Origin of the sequence: Enterococcus sp. AZ149 (assembly GCF_051714285.1) — a bacterium.
Lineage (GTDB): Bacteria > Bacillota > Bacilli > Lactobacillales > Enterococcaceae > Enterococcus_D > Enterococcus_D entomosocium.
In genome coordinates this window covers 318,659-334,294 of the sequence record NZ_JBIORO010000001.1, presented here as the reverse complement: position 1 = coordinate 334,294, position 15,636 = coordinate 318,659, and the positions used below count along the sequence as shown (strand labels likewise).

Below are 15,636 nucleotides of genomic sequence, written 5' to 3'. Positions count from 1 at the left end.
ATCGTTGCTTTTTAACAAACTTTCACACATTATAGCACGATGTTTAGAAAATGAAATATTTTTCATAAATTTAATTGATTTTTTAAATTATCAACGTATAATTATTCCTAATAAGTACGATTATCTTCGTAAAAAGGAGGATTCTTATGAAGTGGCAAACTCAACTCACCGTCAATGACACCCAATACACGTATATTGACTTAGCGAAAATCACCCAAGACTTAGGGGCTGATTTATCTCGCTTGCCCTACTCCATTCGAGTTTTATTGGAAAGTGTTGCTCGTCATCAAGACGAGGAAATTACAGAGGATTATTTACCATTTTTAGCGAATTGGCAGGCAGAAAGCCCTACCGGTGTCGTGCCATTCAAACCAGAGCGGGTCGTCTTGCAAGACTTTACTGGGGTGCCTGCAGTTGTTGATCTGGCTGCCATGCGGGATGCGATGGTCGCTTTAGGCGGTGCCGCAGAAGACATCAATCCTGAGATCCCCGTCACACTCGTCGTCGACCACTCTTTGCAAGTCGATCAAGCCGGTACGCCTGGGGCGATCGCTTTTAATACGGAGCGGGAATTTGAACGCAACGCAGAACGCTATCAATTCTTGAAATGGGCACAAGGTTCTTTCGACAATTTCGAAGTCGTTCCGCCTGAAACAGGGATCATTCATCAAGTCAACATCGAATCATTGTCTGATGTGATCTTGCAAAAAACACACGAAGACCAACGTCTGCTGTTTCCTGATACATTGCAAGGAACCGATTCTCACACCACGATGATCAACGGTTTGGGGGTCCTCGGTTGGGGGGTTGGCGGTATTGAAGCGGAAGCTGCGATTCTTGGCGAACCTTCTTTCTTTCCTACACCTGAAGTCATCGGGGTGAAATTTATCAACGAGATGCCTGCAGGTACCACAGCTACCGATTTAGCACTAAAAGTAACCGAAGTGCTGCGGATCGAAAAAGTGGTTGGAAAATTTGTCGAATACTTTGGCCCGGGCTATGGTCATTTGAGCTTAGCCGATCGGGCGACATTAGCGAACATGGCCCCTGAATATGGTGCCACTTGCGGTTTTTGTCCGATTGATCAAGAGACCTTGAACTACTTGGCAACGACCGGGCGCTCCAGCGAGCTGATCGAACTCGTTACCGCTTACGCCAAAGCCAACCATTTCTTTTATGATGAAACGACCGTGCCGACCTATACTAAGACGATCACCATTGATCTAGCAGAAGTTCAGACGGCATTAGCGGGCCCCAAACGCCCGCAAGATCGGATTTTGCTTCCAGCAGTCCGTCAGGATTTCGAACAATCAGTCACGGCAGCCGTTGGTCCCAAGGGCTTTGGACTTTCGGAGGATGAATGGCAAAAAGAAGCCAGCGTTACTTGGCCAGATGCTGCAGCAGACAAATTAGAGACCGGCGATATCGTTTTGGCGGCGATCACTAGCTGTACGAATACTAGCAATCCTTTCGTCATGCTCTCTGCAGGCTTATTGGCCAAAAAAGCCATTGAAAAAGGTTTGACCGTCCCTCGTACAGTCAAAACCTCCCTTGCACCTGGCTCCCAGATCGTGACCACCTATTTGCAAAACAGTGGTTTGCTGCCGTATTTAGAGCAACTCGGCTTTTATTTAGTGGGCTACGGTTGTACCACCTGTATCGGAAATTCCGGTCCTTTAGAAGCGCCGGTCGCTGAAGCAATTGAGGCGGAAAATCTACTGGTGGCGTCGGTTCTGTCAGGCAATCGGAATTTTGAAGGAAGAATCCATCCACAGATCAAAGCCAATTATTTGGCTTCGCCGCCGTTAGTTGTTGCCTATGCGATCGCTGGCAGCACTCGCAAAGATCTTACAAAAGAACCATTAGCTATCGTCAATGACGAGCCGGTGTATTTGTCTGATATTTGGCCTAGCAATGAAGAAGTCAATACTTACGTTCAAGAATACGTCGGACCAGAAGCATTTCGCGCTGCCTATGAGCATCTTTTTGATGCCAATGAACGCTGGAATGCGATCGAAACCACCACGAGCGCATGTTATGAATGGGAGGAACAATCTACTTACATTGCTCATCCACCCTACTTTGAAACATTGACCAAAGAATTGCCTAAACCAGATGTCTTAGCCGATCTGAAAGTCTTGGCAAAATTGGGTGATTCCGTCACCACTGACCATATTTCTCCTGCCGGCAGCATCAGTATGGATTCTGCAGCTGGAAAATTTTTACAAGAAAAAGAAGTTCCGTATCGTGAATTCAATTCCTTTGGTTCGCGGCGCGGCAATCATCAGATTATGATGCGGGGGACTTTCGGCAACATCCGTCTGCAAAACCAGCTGGTTCCTGGCAGTACTGGCAGTGTCACGCATTATTTTCCAACTGGGGAAACCTTGTCGATATTTGACGCCGCTATGAATTACCAAAAAGCCGGCCAAAGCTGTATCATTTTAGCTGGTAAAGATTATGGCATGGGTTCTTCTCGCGACTGGGCCGCCAAAGGGACACAATTGTTAGGCGTTAAAGTCGTCTTAGCAGAAAGCTTCGAACGGATCCATCGCAGCAACTTGGTCATGATGGGGATCATTCCTCTTGAATATCTGGCTGGTGAAAGTGCCACCTCTTTTGCTTTAGATGGCAGCGAAACATTCTCGATCGCTTTGCCAGAAGAGCCAGCGGTCAAGCAGCTGGTCGAAGTCACCGCTCAACGGACCGACGGAGGGACTGTCTCCTTTATGACCCGTCTACGCTTTGATGCCCCGGCAGATATTCGCTATTGGAAGCATCAAGGAATTTTGCCAATGGTCATTCGAAAAAAAGCGGAATTAGGAGGAGCTGCCCATGTCTAACCAAACAACCCATGAAGCAACGACGATCACCATTCCTTACATTGCAGGAGACGGCATCGGTGCCGAGATTTGGCAGGCTGCGCAACCTGTGATTGATGCAGCTGTGAATAAAGCTTATGACAATCAGCGCCACATCGAGTGGCTGGAAGTTTTCGCTGGAGAAGCCGCCTTTGAACAGACAGGGGAATGGCTGCCGCAAGCAACCATCGATACGATCAAGGCCCAGCAATACGCCTTGAAAGGACCGTTGACTACCCCGATTGGCGAGGGCTTTCGCTCCTTGAATGTCACCTTACGGCAGACGCTGGATCTTTATGCCTGTGTCAGACCTGTTCGCTATTTTACAGGGGTCCCTTCGCCTTTAAAACAGCCAGAAAAAACCGATATGGTGATCTTTCGCGAAAATACTGAAGATGTTTATGCTGGCATCGAATTTGCCAAAGACGACGACGCAACACAGCGTTTGATCCAGACACTGCAAGCAGACTTTGCCGTCAAGGCGATTCGTTTTCCTAAAACTTCCGCTATTGGCATCAAGCCGATCTCTTTAGAAGGCAGTCAGCGCTTGATCGCTGCTGCCATTGAGTATGCGATTACTCAAAAGCGGCCCACGGTGACACTGGTGCATAAAGGCAATATCATGAAATTTACAGAAGGCGGCTTTAAAAACTGGGGCTATCAGCTTGCAGAAACCACGTACGCCGACCAGTGTTTTACAATGAATCAATACAACAAAATCAAAGCAGAAAATGGTTCAAAGGCAGCCGAAGCCGCCCTTGCCTCGGCCAAAGCGGCTGGAAAGATCGTTGTTAACGATGTGATCGCCGACAACTTTTTACAGCAGATCCTTTTGTATCCAGAAAAATTCGATGTCATTGCCACTTGTAATTTGAACGGCGACTACATTTCTGATGCACTCGCTGCACAAGTTGGCGGCATCGGGATCGCCCCCGGCGCCAATATCAACTACGATACTGGGGCAGCCATCTTTGAAGCTACCCACGGAACGGCACCGGATATCGCAGGACTTGGCAAAGCCAATCCCTGTTCACTGCTGCTATCGGCGTGCATGCTATTAGAACATTTGAACTGGCCGGAAGCTGCTGCAATACTGACGCAAGCCATTGAACAAGCCTTGCAAAATCAACACGTCACTGCCGACTTCGCACAGTTGATGCCCGAAGCGGTCTGTTTAACGACACAAGCGTTTGGTGAACACCTCCTTCAGCTGATCCATTCGTAAACTCAAGCTGTGATTGAGTCGGCATTTGCCTGCTCAACCGCAGCTTGATTGCGTTTCCACCTTCTGAGAAACTATACTTAGAGCATGAAAGGGGGAATTCATTTATGAGTGAATTCAACATGAGAAAAATTGGTCAGCAGATCGCTACCAAACGCAAAGAAAAAAATCTGACCCAAAGCAACTTGGCAGACCAATTACTTGTCAGCTATCAGGCGGTCAGTAATTGGGAGCGGGGCAACTCACTGCCGGACATAGAAAAATTGCCGCAGCTAGCGGCGATTTTAGGCCTATCGATCGATGAGCTGTTAGGGAAGCCAGCAGCTGCGGTGCAACATTATCAAGCAGGAACCGCGCAGCCAAAAGAAATCGCCGAACTCGCTCCGCTGATCAAACCGCAAGAACTATCGGCACTGATTCAAGAAGAACCGTTTCAAGAATCTTCTTTAGACCTAGACTTATTGCCTAGACTAGCTCCTCATTTGAATAGTGCTGACTTGCAGCACTTGCTTAATGGCGCCGAAAATATCCCAGAAGATGTCATGGAAGAACTCTTGCCGTTTTTGAAAAAGCCCCAAATAGAAGAGCTCCTTAAAGGCAACCACTATTCCATGGCTTTTTGGGAAGAGGCGGCGCCCTTTTTAACCCCCAACTTTTTGGCGGGAGAAATCAAAGGTTGGCTTGAAACCCCTGACTTTCGCTTTTCTGAGATTGAAGAACTGCTTCCCTTTTTACCTGCACCGTATCTGGATGAACTCCTGCTGACGGCCCTGGAACAGCCAAACGTTACCGCATCAGAACGCTTGTCTTATGATGAAATCGAAGAACTGCTGCCGTTTCTGACAGAAGCAACGATCTGCCGTCTCGTTCAAGCACTGCCCTTCTCAACAGATGAATTGGAAGAAATCGCCCCTTTCCTCTCCTCAAAGAACTTACTTGTCCTATTAAAAAAAGGACACTAAAAAAACAAGATTCTTCTTTACTTTTGGTAAACCACCGTTTATAATTTCGTTAACCAAATAAATCTTTTTTAGGTTAACGAAATTATTACTAGAGAGAAGGATTCGATGAAATTATCATTACGTGAACAAATCCATGCCGCATTATTTGCGATCATTATTGCTGGTCTTTCCCAATTGACGATTCCGTTAGGTTTGATCCCATTGACAGGACAAACCTTTGCGATTGGACTGGCGGTGACTTTCCTCGGCACGCGAACAGGAACGATGGCGATCATCATCTACTTGCTGTTAGGATTGATCGGTCTGCCCGTTTTCGCTGGTTTTTCCAGCGGTATCGGTGTTTTGTTAGGACCAACTGGCGGCTATTTAGTCGGCTTCCTCTTTAACGGATTGCTTACTGGATTGGTCGTAGAAAAAACGGCGTTTCGCTACACAGGAGCAGTGATTGGCAATATTGTCGGTGCGCTGGCAACTTTGTTGTTTGGTACATTATGGCTGAAATGGAGCACGGACATGGCATGGCCGGCTGCTTTTAACGGTGGTTTTGTTTTGTTTATTATCCCCGGGATCATCAAAGCCGTTGCCGCAGCTTATCTAGGTATCTTTTTAAGAAACCGCTTGGCGCAACGATTGGCTTTGCGTTAATAAAAAAACACTCGCGTCATATGCAGCGATTCCCATCAGTTAGCTTTTTCGTCTAACTTTTGGAAATCGCCGCATCACGCGAGTGTTCTTTTTTAGTTGTCGATCTCTTCAATCGACAACTGCGGCCAAATTTTCTGCCACTGCTTCATCGCTTGGCGTTGTCGGTAAACCGCAAGGTACTGTTCATTTTGGGCGAAATGCGGTGTTGGCCGCACCCGAAAACTGCAAACATCCTGCCAACCAAAAGGCGCCATCAATTCAAGCTTGCCTTGATTCATTCGTGCCGCCACCGCTGTACAACGCTCTGGAAATTTCGTTAAAGCATCGAAGGTACTTGTATAAGGCGGTTCCTCGGCAAAGTTGTGCTGGTGCATCAATGCTTGATTTCGAACCTCCCAAGGAAATTCGGGAAACGAACGGCGCAGTTGCGCTTCGATCGCTGCTGTTTCTTCTACGCTTACAGTCGGATCATAAAACACGACATCAATATCGGTTATCGGCACCTCCGCTATTTTTCCGCTGAGAAAACCCCATAAATAATTCCGCAGGTACCCGGCACACAGCCAGCAATCCGGAAGCTGTAACGCTTCAATGATCGTAAGCAGTTGTCGACATTCACGATTTTTTGCAAACAAGTTCTGGATCGCTTGTTCCTTCATTGGCGTCCTCCTCTAATGGGCTCAGGCTAGTTATTTCAAGGTCCAACCACCGTCGATGGGCACGATCGCCCCCTGCAAGTAACTAGCTTGCGGGCTGGCAAGAAAAAGGGTCAGCGCTGCAACTTCTTCTGGTTGCGCCCAACGCTTGACCGGCGTCTCCTCTGCCACCCATTGCGCCATTTTTCCGTCACCGGCAAAATCAGCCGCATTCATCGGCGTTTGAATCGCACCTGGCGCGATGCCCTTCACCGAGATCCCTTGATCTGCAACATCCAATGCCAACTGTTTGGTAAACCCGACGATCGCGTGTTTTGCGGTTGTATAAGCGATCCCACCTCCACCTGCGACCATTCCAGCGATCGACGCCATATTAATGATCGTTCCGCCACCATTGGCTTGCATCAGCGGCAAAATTTCTTTCGTTAAATAAAACATGCTGGAGACATTGGTTTGAAATATCTCCTCCCACTCCATTGATGTCGTCTCAGCGATCGTATGATAGCCATCTAGTTTCCCGGCTGTATTCAACAAGATCGTCATGCCACCAAAGTGTGTAACACAAGCTTGGACCGCTGCAAGACAATTTTCTTCCACCGCTAAATCGCAACACGTGCCGAAAAAGCGGGGCTGGGCTAAAAGCGTATCAGGAAACGATTGGCAGTCAACCCCAAATACTTGAGCGCCTTCTGCAAGAAACGCCTCTGCTTGCGCTCTGCCGATGCCTGAAGCAGCTCCTGTGACAAACACAATCGTTTTGTCATCGATCCACGATGCTGTCATTCCACGATTTTCCAATCTTCCGCAAGAATGTCGCAAACAGTCGGTGCGAAACTCGAGAATCCCTCATCTGCTGTTTTGATCAAAAAGTAAGGGGTGACTGGGGCATTGTCGTACACTTCCCCTTCAACGAATGTCACATAAAGTTCAAAACCGCCCCAACCTTCACGGATGATTTTTTTGCCGGCTTTTAATTCTGGTAAGATTTCTTCAAATGTCATGATTTTTCTCCTTTGGGTTTTTCTTCTAATGGTTTAAATTGCTTGGAAATTCAATTACGAAAACAAGCAGGACTCGGTTGCTGCGCTAATACGGCAGTAGTGTGATCGCTTGCGCCAATTCTTCTAAAAGATGCGTCGTTTTATAGTCCTCAAATGCCTCATGATGGTTTCGCAGCAGCGTCCGAACTTTCGTTGGCGAATATGCTTCTGCTAAGTGATTTTCCATAACGAACCGGCGGGTCAACTGCCATTCATAATAGTAGCCGAAGGGGCGGCAATAGTAGCTGGTTCCCGCAAGTTCTTTTTTCTCAAAGCGTCGATGGGTATGCCCAAAGACAACTGCCCGAACATTGGCGTAGCGGTCGATCACTGCGCCAAAATCGGGCGACCCTAAAAACGCATTTAGGTGGTTCCAGCGGGCATACTTGCCGGTCTGACGAACAATAAACGCTTCTTGGGGCACAAAATGGGTAGAAAGAAGAATTTCTTGGTCTTGCGGCAAACGGGCCAATGTTTCCGCTAAACGCTCATTGATGGCTTGGCTGATTTCCTTATCCGATCCCTTTCGCTGAATCATGCGGTCATACCAAAACAAATTTTTCAGCCGCAAGATCTCAGATTCACTGGTCAGATCAGAATATTGGTAGTCATACCAGCCATTGATTCCCAACAGCAGTGTTTTTTCTGATAAGCGATACGTCTGAAAATTAAGAAAGGCGGGATCATCGAAAGCCTCGATCTCTTGTTCCGTCAAGTCCACCATTTCATGATTGCCCCAGTGAAAGGTCGTTGGCACCTGTCGACTTTGAAAAAATGCGACCACGTCTAATAGCCTTTGCTTTTTATTCGCCACATCTCCTGCCAGATGCAGATGGGTCACCTGATTTTGCTGCAAATAATCAGCGATCAGCTGCAGATGGGGGTCGAATAATTGGTTGATATCGACGTGCAAGTCGCTAATAACCGCCAGCGTGCCCATATCAGCGGCCTGCCGTCTGCTTTTCGATCCGTAACAATTGGACATCATTAGCTAAGATCCCGCTATTTCCCACCAATTGCAACCGTTGATAGGTCGGTTCCACCTGCATCCGAGTCTGTTCTTCTAAATACACCTGAGCCCCTTGCTTCAACCAAATCGTGCCTAAGGGTGTCGTTAAAGGGGTGTCGTAGATCGCCAATCCTTCTTCTGGATAGCTCTGTGGCACGATGATCAGGCGAAAATGGATGTCCAAACGGCAGGTGATCTCCGTTGCAGGAAACGGACCGACGCCGTCTTCAAAATCCAAATAGAGACGATCATCTGGCTGTACATAAGAGGTTATTTTTTCAATTGCTGCTGGCTCAATGTTCAGTTCCATGACGAGAGCCCTCCTTTACATAATACGTTTTTTCCATTCCTCCAGCGTGATGCCGCGCGTGACTTCATCGATGATTTCTTCACCCGATTTGCGGGCAGCTGGGATCGTTGCTTCCAATTTCATCCCAATTTTCTCCATGACCCGTCCAGACTTGGGATTTCGAGCATCATGTCGAGCAAAAATCCGAATCAATTCGAGTGTTTCAAAACCAAAATGCAGCAGTGTCATTGCCGCTTCTGGCATGATCCCTTGCCCCCAGTAATCGCGACTTAATGTATAACCAAGCTCAGCGATCTCTTTTTCAGATTCCACCCGTAAATCGATGGTCCCGATCATTTTGCCTGAGTCTTTTTCTTCGATCGCATATTTCCCTAAGGGTGCAGCAACAAAATACTCGGCAATGCGCAGTTTTGTTTCGTCAACCGACCCATGTCTAGCAAAGACGAAGGTCGTCGTTTCTTCATCATTTGCATAGGCAAACATGTCTGCTGCATCCGCCAAGGAAACGGGGCGCAAGAGCAGCCTCGGTGTCTCCAACCGCTGATTTTCTGCTAATAATAGCAAATGTCGTTCTTTTGTTGTCATAGGATCCCTACTTTCTATCAGAACTCTCTCACGATCGCACCCCTCTTTTGCTATTTGTTGGATATGCTATAATAAGCATAAGTAAACGCTTTGAGGAGGATACTTCAATGTCAGACGAATTAGAAAAACGCCTTGATACAGGAATGTATGGGACGCCTCGCGTCAACCCAGATGAACAGCGCAAGTATTTAGGCACGTTTCGTGAACGGTGTTATCTTAGTATGACAGTAACAGAAATGAAGAAGAAGGACAACCAGAAAACGCTCTTAAACGCCTTACCAGATTATCAAGGAGCACTCGTGCTGCTCAACGGAAAATTGCCAGAATCGATCCAGACCGATTACATCACTTTACTGACCAAACAACAGATGGAATTTCGGATCGTCTCCGATGCCCAAGATGCCGATCCAGACAGTATTGGCTTGCTGATTGCCGGGAAAGAAGCCGTCAATCAAGACGTCATCGATATCGAAAAAAAATACCCTGCAGCTGCCGCTCCATCAGATAAAGAGCACGAACAACCAGAGAAAACGTCATTTTGGAAACGTCTTTTCCATTAAAAGGAGGAACTATCATGGAACAATCAACACCGCCCTACCTTTCATTAAAGAAAGAACTGCTTGATGCTTTGGATTTGCATATCGATTTGTTGAAAACGGCCCCTACGATCGAATCGAGCCATCTGGATGGCGTATTGTTCATGATGCGCAGCTTGGGTTTTATGCTGGATCGCGCTCCGAAAGTACTCCTACTGGAGGATCAGAATGAAATGAACTTTATGATGTTTCAATATTATAGCCTCCTGTCGGAACTGAAGTACAATCTCGTTTTAAACTTTCCCTATGCCTCGATTCAAGGCGTACCGTTATTGACCTTGATCCAACGTTTTCCTACCACGTATGAAAAAGAAATGAAACAATGGTGGGAAGCCCGAACGGGTCTCAAGGTGGAAGAAACAAAACAAACGATTGAGATCGCTGCTTTTGAATCCTAATAAAAAAGACTGCACACTTTCGAAGGGAATCACCTTCCAGAGTGTGCAGTTCTTTGCTCTCTAAGCTTCCATCAGCTTTCGAAGACTTCAGGGAACAACAGGCGTAAAACAGACATAGTTAAGCGTCGGCCTTTCCCGCTGTATGGATAAACGTGCATATGCATCGCTGGGTTGAAATTGGCTTCAATGATTCCATAAGCCCCCGGTTCATTGGCTGGCTTGGTTTTATCTGGAATAATCAGATCGATTCCACTGATAGACGCTTGTAATGCGGCGACCGCATCGACTGCTACTTGTTTGTAGTCATCGTTGAAGTCATCCGTTACATCGATAGAATCACCGCCAGTACTGATATTCGAGTTTTCTCGCAGATAAACGATCTGCCCTTCTTCCGGCACTGAATCCACTTGATACCCTTGCTCTTTTAACATCAGTTGTTCCAGTTCCCCTAATTGAATCAACTCTAATGGAGTCCGATGATGGGTGCCGCGCAATGGATCGAGATTTTTCTCTGCGACGAGTTCCGTGATCGTACGCTTGCCGTCACCCACGACATTGGCTGGGATACGTAATAAAATCGCATCGACTCGCCCATCGATCACGAAGAACCGATATTCCGTCCCTGATAAAAAGGTCTCAACGAGGATCGAATCATCTTCCGCAAAGGCAATGGCGACCGCCGCTTGATAATCCGCTAAAGAGGCGCCTTCTTTGAAAATCGAGATACCGATCCCATAGTTGGTGGTTTTCGGTTTTACCACAAACCCGCTGTGGGCGATTTGCGGATAAAACGCGATCGCTTCTTCTGTCGAAGCGAATTCAGCACCACCTGGTACATGAAAGCCATTTTCGGCTAAGATTTTTTTGGTGACCGTTTTATTCGCCATGATCAATGGGACGATGTACTGATCCTTACTAGTCATATTGGCATTTTTAACATATTCGATGTGGTCTTTCACGGCTAATTTCAAGAACTGATCCGTTTCATCCAGTACCGTCACTTCGATTCCTTTTTGGATCGCATCGAACAAGAGAATCTGGGTCGACAATTCCATTGCTCGAAAGCCAGCTAATTGATACGGTTTTTCCCAAGCAGCTTGATGATACTTTTGTCCCAGCAATGTTGCTGTCTGCGCTTGGCTAGTTGCTTGACTCGCTGAGAAAAGACGTCCGGCGAAGGTTCTTTCTGGTTCAGCCAGCATCACAGAAAGCTGATCCAAAAATGGCGGATGCGGCAGCTCAAGGGCTTGGGCAAAGTCCATCATTTCAGCAATCAGTGCTTGCGCTTCTTGCTGATAAGTCAATGGTGCAAGTGGGTGTTCTAATGCGACCTGATCATTTTTCTGATTGCCCTCTTCGATCCACGCATCGGCATCGCTGCCTTCTTCTTTTGTACTTAAAAACAATAAGAAGAAATGTAAGAACGCGACTTGCTCTTTGGAAATGCCATAGCGGGCAAAGGGATCGATATCGATATTTCTTAACTCAATATAACGGATACCAGCTGAGGCTAGATCTGCGACCCGTTTTCCCCCACGTAAACGCACTGGCGCATAAAATTCTTTTTCTTCTGAAAGCTTTCCTGTCTCCACTAATTTGGCAATATCCGCAAGATAGGTCTCTAACGAAGCATAAGATACCTTGACGTCTTCGTGATTCGTGTAGCCATAACGGCTATTGCGAATACTGCGGACTGGTTCTTGCGGTCCGTTTTCTGTCGTAAAATAATTGGCTTCTGATGCAGGGGTCGCCCCAAAGAAATACGTCAAAAACCAGCGATAATGCAAATAATTGCGAGTTACTTTCAAATAAAGCGCCGTTTTAAATGTCTGGAAGCTTTCCTTCGTTTTAGACAAAGCATACAGCTGCTGTAAAAAGTCTTCCGCAAATTCAAAATTGAAATGTATCCCACTGACCATTTGTTTGCGGCGACCATAAGTTTTGGCCAAATAGCGGCGGTAGAGCACATCTTCAAATTGGTCTAATTTAGCAATGACGATGTCTTCTTCTTTTTCTGGTAAAGCCGGTGGCATGCTCAAAGGCCAGAGCATTTCTTCTGCTGCCATTGAACGATATGCCACATCGTGGATGGCCCCTAAGAAACGGAACAATTCATCCACTGAATCCGCGACCGGCGTGATCAGTTCCAGTTGATTTTCCGCAAAATCCGTTTGGATATAGGGATGGAAGCGCCGATTGCCTAGCTTTTCAGGATGATTCGTTCCAGCAAAGGTTCCGTCTAATCGTACCCGCTGTGCTTCTCGCTCAATCCCGTAACGCCCTTTCAATAAATAAGGAAAAAGCTCTTTATGTGATAACAATGTTTTTATTTTCATGCGAATGCCCTCTATGTTCTTCTACTATTTTTTTCTTAAATTCTGCTTCTTTCCATCTATTATAGTGAAAAATGGTGAAAAATGCAGAAATTTGCTCTTCACTTGTAATATCTCTTACTAAAATTACCAAGAATTTATAAAATACTTGAATAAATTTGATATTTACCTTCAAAATAAAGTATACTGCTTATAGAACAGTAAATTATTATGTCCATATTACTCTTTTTGAAAGGAAGAATAGTGAATGAAGCCACTTAATCTTACCAAACGCGAACGTCAAATCATGAATATCTTTTGGAATTCAGACAAACCTCTTTCTGCAAATGACATTGCTGTCCAACAGCAAGATCTAAGCAAGAATACCATTCAAGCAGTCGTACGTAAACTAAAAAACCACGACTTATTGAAAGTAGCAGATATCGGCTACAGCGGTACTGTTTTGACTCGGTTGTATTCTCCGAATGTGACCCAAGAAGACTTCTTAGCAGCAGAATTGTCTGATCAATCTTTATTGAATTTGATTACGAACTTTATCGAAACCAATAAAGATATCGATACGTTGAACAACTTGGAAAAAATGATCACTGAGCGCCAAGGGGAACTTAAGAAATAATCTTTCCCCCTCGTTCAACTCGTTGTATTCTGCCTGATACTTCCCAAAGTTTTTAGACAGCGCAGAAGAAAACGAATCGTTCAAACTGCTTTTCCTGATTTTTGGCAAAGTCGTGCATCGCTGTACCCACATTTGCCACGCCAAGTGTTCTCAGCTTTCCGTCACAAGTCAAGCTCATGGAAAGAGACGACGACCCGTTTTCTCTTCCCTTTGATCTCACAAAAGCAACAATAAAGGAGAGCCATGTGCAGGTATTTGACCTGACACAGGGCTCTTCTTTTTTTATTCTTTGATCAAGCCTTTGAATAAGCCGACGACAAATTCATTTGGATCAAATGGTTCTAAATCGTTGATGCCTTCTCCAAGTCCCACTAATTTGACTGGCAGCCGCAGCTCGTTACGGATCGCCAAGACGATCCCTCCTTTAGCTGTGCCATCAAGTTTGGTTAAGACGAGGCCAGAAACATCCGTCGTCTCTTTAAACTGTTTTGCTTGATTCATGGCATTTTGCCCCGTTGTTGCATCCAACACGAGCAAGACTTCATGAGGGGCCGTTGGGTCCACTCGCTGAATGATCCGTTTGATTTTTTCTAATTCGTTCATCAAATTGACTTTGTTTTGCAAACGGCCAGCTGTATCTACTAATAAAACGTCAGCATTTTCTCGTTTTGCGCGCTCCATCGCATCAAACACAACCGCTGCTGGATCGCCTCCTGCATTGCCACGAACGACTTCAACCCCAGCCCGTTCACCCCAGACCACTAATTGATCGATGGCACCGGCACGGAAAGTATCCGCTGCAGCCAATAAGACTTTCTTGCCTTCGGCTTTGAATTGATGGGCTAATTTCCCGATGCTGGTGGTTTTCCCAACACCGTTCACGCCAACAAATAAAATGACGGTCAACCCCGGTTGCATGTTCAACTCGTTGACTTCACCGACACCCGCTTCCCCATATAGGTCAACCAGTTTTTCGATGATGACATTTTGGACATCTGCCGTTTTCTTCACATTACGCAATTTGACTTCTTGTCTCAATGAATCCGCGATCTTCATCGCCGCATCAAAGCCGACGTCTGCGCCGATCAGCGTTTCTTCTACTTCTTCGAAGAAGTCTTCGTCCACCGTACGGAAGTTGGCAAACAATTCGTTCATCCGTTGCCCAAAGGTTTTCCGTGATTTCGTCAATCCTTTGGTGTATTTGTCCTGCACACTTTCCGTCTCTGGCGCTGCTTGAAGGATTGGTTCAGAAGCTGGTACTTCCTCTGATGGTGTATCCTTAGCCACTTCTTCTGGAATACTTGGTGCCTCTTCTCCTTTATTCGCTGTTGTTGCTTCTTGCTGCGGGGACACTTCCGCAGTTTCTTGCTCTGCCTCCAAATCACTGGAGTCGGCGGCTTCTGCAGGTGCCACTGGTTCTGAAGCGCCTTGTTCAGCAGGAGTTTGTGCTGGCTGGCTTTCTTCTGAACGCTGTGCCTCTGGTGAGTCAGCATCGACTAACGGTTTGTCGGTTTCTTGCTCTGCTTCTTTGGTTTCTCCAATCAGCGCTTTTTTGATTTTGTCAAAAAATCCCATCTTACGCACCTCCTTTTAAGACATATTCTTCAATCACTGCTGCCACACCGTCTTCTTGGTTTGAAAGGGTGACAACGTCAGCCGCTTCTTTAATGATTGGAACGGCATTGGCCATCGCTACGCCAATCCCTGCATAGCGAATCATCGGCAAGTCATTTTCTTCATCACCGATCGCCATCACTTCTTCTTGCTTGATCCCTAAATCTTGCGCCAATAGGCTGATACCATAGGCTTTGGTGATTCCTTTAGGCATAAATTCCAACAGGTTATTCCGGCTTTTGATGATTTCATATTTCTCGCGGATCTCTGAGGAAATCTCAGGGATCTTAGGATCCAAAACTTCCTGATGGTAGGCGATCACCGCTTTATTATAGAGCATCGATTCATCCAGATCAGCTACGGCAAAAGGACGACAATCCAATAAAGGATTCAAGGAGCCATAAATCGATGGATGCGCTGCTGAAGTCGGCAAACTCAAGACGATCTCTTCTGATACCACGTCTAGAGGCAAATTTAAGTCTTCCGCCACTGAAACCAATTCATGGATATCTGCCAGCTGCATCGCTGCTTTTTCAATGATCTCGCCAGTCTCATTTTTTTGAACCAAACCGCCGTTAAAGGTGATGCTATAGTCGCCGGGTTCTTTCAGCGATAATTCTTCTAAATAGGGACGGATCGCCCGTAATGGACGTCCCGTACAAATGACGATTTTTACGCCTTGTGCTTTGGCACGAGCAAGTACCTCTTTGTTGCGAGGAGTCACTTCTTTTTTGTCATTCAATAACGTTCCGTCTAAATCGATCGCAATCAGTTTAATCATATCATTCC

16 protein-coding genes are annotated in these 15,636 nt (G+C 46.2%); 7 read left to right on the top strand and 9 right to left on the bottom strand.

Annotated elements, in window-relative coordinates:
* Positions 1-146: 146 nt before the first annotated feature.
* From acnA to IGI94_RS01590, 4 genes are all read left to right on the top strand, one after another.
* Positions 147-2,843, top strand: coding sequence for an aconitate hydratase AcnA (gene acnA / locus IGI94_RS01605; protein ID WP_438899346.1), 2,697 nt, complete (start codon positions 147-149; stop codon positions 2,841-2,843).
* A complete protein-coding gene (icd, locus tag IGI94_RS01600; protein WP_086332916.1) occupies positions 2,836-4,086 on the top strand; it encodes an NADP-dependent isocitrate dehydrogenase in 1,251 nt (416 codons plus the stop codon). Before acnA ends, icd begins: the two co-directional genes overlap by 8 nt.
* A 104-nt stretch (positions 4,087-4,190) precedes the next feature.
* Positions 4,191-5,045, top strand: a complete 855-nt coding sequence (locus tag IGI94_RS01595; RefSeq protein WP_438899345.1) for a helix-turn-helix domain-containing protein — start codon at positions 4,191-4,193, stop codon at positions 5,043-5,045.
* 105 nt (positions 5,046-5,150) lie between these two features.
* Positions 5,151-5,690: a biotin transporter BioY gene (locus tag IGI94_RS01590; RefSeq protein ID WP_200125817.1), complete on the top strand. Its 540-nt coding sequence runs from the start codon at positions 5,151-5,153 to the stop codon at positions 5,688-5,690.
* A 92-nt stretch (positions 5,691-5,782) separates the two neighbouring features.
* Here IGI94_RS01590 and IGI94_RS01585 read toward each other — a convergent pair whose 3' ends face one another.
* The 6 genes from IGI94_RS01585 to IGI94_RS01560 all read right to left on the bottom strand — a co-directional run bounded on the left by IGI94_RS01585 (position 5,783) and on the right by IGI94_RS01560 (position 9,290).
* A complete protein-coding gene (locus tag IGI94_RS01585) occupies positions 5,783-6,349 on the bottom strand; it encodes a nucleotidyltransferase family protein (protein ID WP_438899344.1) in 567 nt (188 codons plus the stop codon).
* A gap of 30 nt (positions 6,350-6,379) precedes the next feature.
* Positions 6,380-7,129, bottom strand: coding sequence for a 3-oxoacyl-ACP reductase (locus IGI94_RS01580; RefSeq protein ID WP_005232459.1), 750 nt, complete (start codon positions 7,127-7,129; stop codon positions 6,380-6,382).
* Positions 7,126-7,347 carry a DUF2829 domain-containing protein gene (locus IGI94_RS01575; protein ID WP_005227147.1) on the bottom strand — a complete coding sequence of 74 codons (222 nt, stop codon included), beginning with the start codon at positions 7,345-7,347 and terminating at the stop codon, positions 7,126-7,128. Before IGI94_RS01575 ends, IGI94_RS01580 begins: the two co-directional genes overlap by 4 nt.
* A gap of 85 nt (positions 7,348-7,432) precedes the next feature.
* Positions 7,433-8,326: a metallophosphoesterase gene (locus tag IGI94_RS01570; RefSeq protein WP_005232461.1), complete on the bottom strand. Its 894-nt coding sequence runs from the start codon at positions 8,324-8,326 to the stop codon at positions 7,433-7,435.
* Position 8,327: 1 nt separating this feature from the next.
* Positions 8,328-8,705 carry an iron-sulfur cluster biosynthesis family protein gene (locus IGI94_RS01565; protein WP_005232463.1) on the bottom strand — a complete coding sequence of 126 codons (378 nt, stop codon included), beginning with the start codon at positions 8,703-8,705 and terminating at the stop codon, positions 8,328-8,330.
* 15 nt (positions 8,706-8,720) lie between these two features.
* Complete coding sequence (locus tag IGI94_RS01560; RefSeq protein WP_005232465.1) at positions 8,721-9,290, bottom strand: GNAT family N-acetyltransferase; 570 nt, start codon at positions 9,288-9,290, stop codon at positions 8,721-8,723.
* Positions 9,291-9,397: 107 nt separating this feature from the next.
* Here IGI94_RS01560 and IGI94_RS01555 point away from each other — a divergent pair, with 107 nt between their 5' ends.
* Both IGI94_RS01555 and IGI94_RS01550 read left to right on the top strand, forming a co-directional pair.
* Entirely contained in the window at positions 9,398-9,850 is a 453-nt protein-coding gene (locus IGI94_RS01555) for a YueI family protein (RefSeq protein ID WP_142437160.1), read from the top strand.
* Positions 9,851-9,864: 14 nt separating this feature from the next.
* Positions 9,865-10,284, top strand: a complete 420-nt coding sequence (locus IGI94_RS01550; protein WP_005232469.1) for a hypothetical protein — start codon at positions 9,865-9,867, stop codon at positions 10,282-10,284.
* 71 nt (positions 10,285-10,355) lie between these two features.
* Here the strand turns inward: IGI94_RS01550 and gshAB are convergent, their stop codons facing one another.
* Complete coding sequence (gene gshAB, locus IGI94_RS01545; protein ID WP_438899343.1) at positions 10,356-12,620, bottom strand: bifunctional glutamate--cysteine ligase GshA/glutathione synthetase GshB; 2,265 nt, start codon at positions 12,618-12,620, stop codon at positions 10,356-10,358.
* Between the two features lie 244 nt (positions 12,621-12,864).
* On the opposite strand from gshAB, the gene IGI94_RS01540 reads away from it, so the two are divergent.
* Positions 12,865-13,233 (top strand): BlaI/MecI/CopY family transcriptional regulator, encoded by a 369-nt coding sequence (locus IGI94_RS01540; RefSeq protein WP_005227140.1) that lies wholly within the window; start codon positions 12,865-12,867, stop codon positions 13,231-13,233.
* Between the two features lie 282 nt (positions 13,234-13,515).
* Here the strand turns inward: IGI94_RS01540 and ftsY are convergent, their stop codons facing one another.
* Together ftsY and IGI94_RS01530 are read right to left on the bottom strand one after the other, a co-directional pair.
* On the bottom strand, positions 13,516-14,808 hold the full coding sequence (ftsY, locus tag IGI94_RS01535) for a signal recognition particle-docking protein FtsY (RefSeq protein WP_438899342.1): 1,293 nt from the start codon (positions 14,806-14,808) through the stop codon (positions 13,516-13,518).
* Position 14,809: 1 nt separating this feature from the next.
* On the bottom strand, positions 14,810-15,628 hold the full coding sequence (locus IGI94_RS01530; protein WP_016619609.1) for a Cof-type HAD-IIB family hydrolase: 819 nt from the start codon (positions 15,626-15,628) through the stop codon (positions 14,810-14,812).
* Positions 15,629-15,636: the final 8 nt, after the last annotated feature.

Excerpts from the sequence above, each read along its gene's own strand:
- IGI94_RS01555 (WP_142437160.1), top strand. The coding sequence starts at position 9,398 with ATGTCAGACGAATTAGAAAAACGCCTTGATACAGGAATGTATGGGACG.
- IGI94_RS01585 (WP_438899344.1), bottom strand. The coding sequence starts at position 6,349 with ATGAAGGAACAAGCGATCCAGAACTTGTTTGCAAAAAATCGTGAATGT.
- icd (WP_086332916.1), top strand. The coding sequence starts at position 2,836 with ATGTCTAACCAAACAACCCATGAAGCAACGACGATCACCATTCCTTAC.
- IGI94_RS01570 (WP_005232461.1), bottom strand. The coding sequence starts at position 8,326 with ATGGGCACGCTGGCGGTTATTAGCGACTTGCACGTCGATATCAACCAA.
- gshAB (WP_438899343.1), bottom strand. The coding sequence starts at position 12,620 with ATGAAAATAAAAACATTGTTATCACATAAAGAGCTTTTTCCTTATTTA.
- IGI94_RS01530 (WP_016619609.1), bottom strand. The coding sequence starts at position 15,628 with ATGATTAAACTGATTGCGATCGATTTAGACGGAACGTTATTGAATGAC.
- IGI94_RS01595 (WP_438899345.1), top strand. The coding sequence starts at position 4,191 with ATGAGTGAATTCAACATGAGAAAAATTGGTCAGCAGATCGCTACCAAA.
- acnA (WP_438899346.1), top strand. The coding sequence starts at position 147 with ATGAAGTGGCAAACTCAACTCACCGTCAATGACACCCAATACACGTAT.
- IGI94_RS01550 (WP_005232469.1), top strand. The coding sequence starts at position 9,865 with ATGGAACAATCAACACCGCCCTACCTTTCATTAAAGAAAGAACTGCTT.
- IGI94_RS01565 (WP_005232463.1), bottom strand. The coding sequence starts at position 8,705 with ATGGAACTGAACATTGAGCCAGCAGCAATTGAAAAAATAACCTCTTAT.
- IGI94_RS01575 (WP_005227147.1), bottom strand. The coding sequence starts at position 7,347 with ATGACATTTGAAGAAATCTTACCAGAATTAAAAGCCGGCAAAAAAATC.
- IGI94_RS01560 (WP_005232465.1), bottom strand. The coding sequence starts at position 9,290 with ATGACAACAAAAGAACGACATTTGCTATTATTAGCAGAAAATCAGCGG.
- IGI94_RS01590 (WP_200125817.1), top strand. The coding sequence starts at position 5,151 with ATGAAATTATCATTACGTGAACAAATCCATGCCGCATTATTTGCGATC.
- IGI94_RS01540 (WP_005227140.1), top strand. The coding sequence starts at position 12,865 with ATGAAGCCACTTAATCTTACCAAACGCGAACGTCAAATCATGAATATC.
- ftsY (WP_438899342.1), bottom strand. The coding sequence starts at position 14,808 with ATGGGATTTTTTGACAAAATCAAAAAAGCGCTGATTGGAGAAACCAAA.
- IGI94_RS01580 (WP_005232459.1), bottom strand. The coding sequence starts at position 7,129 with ATGACAGCATCGTGGATCGATGACAAAACGATTGTGTTTGTCACAGGA.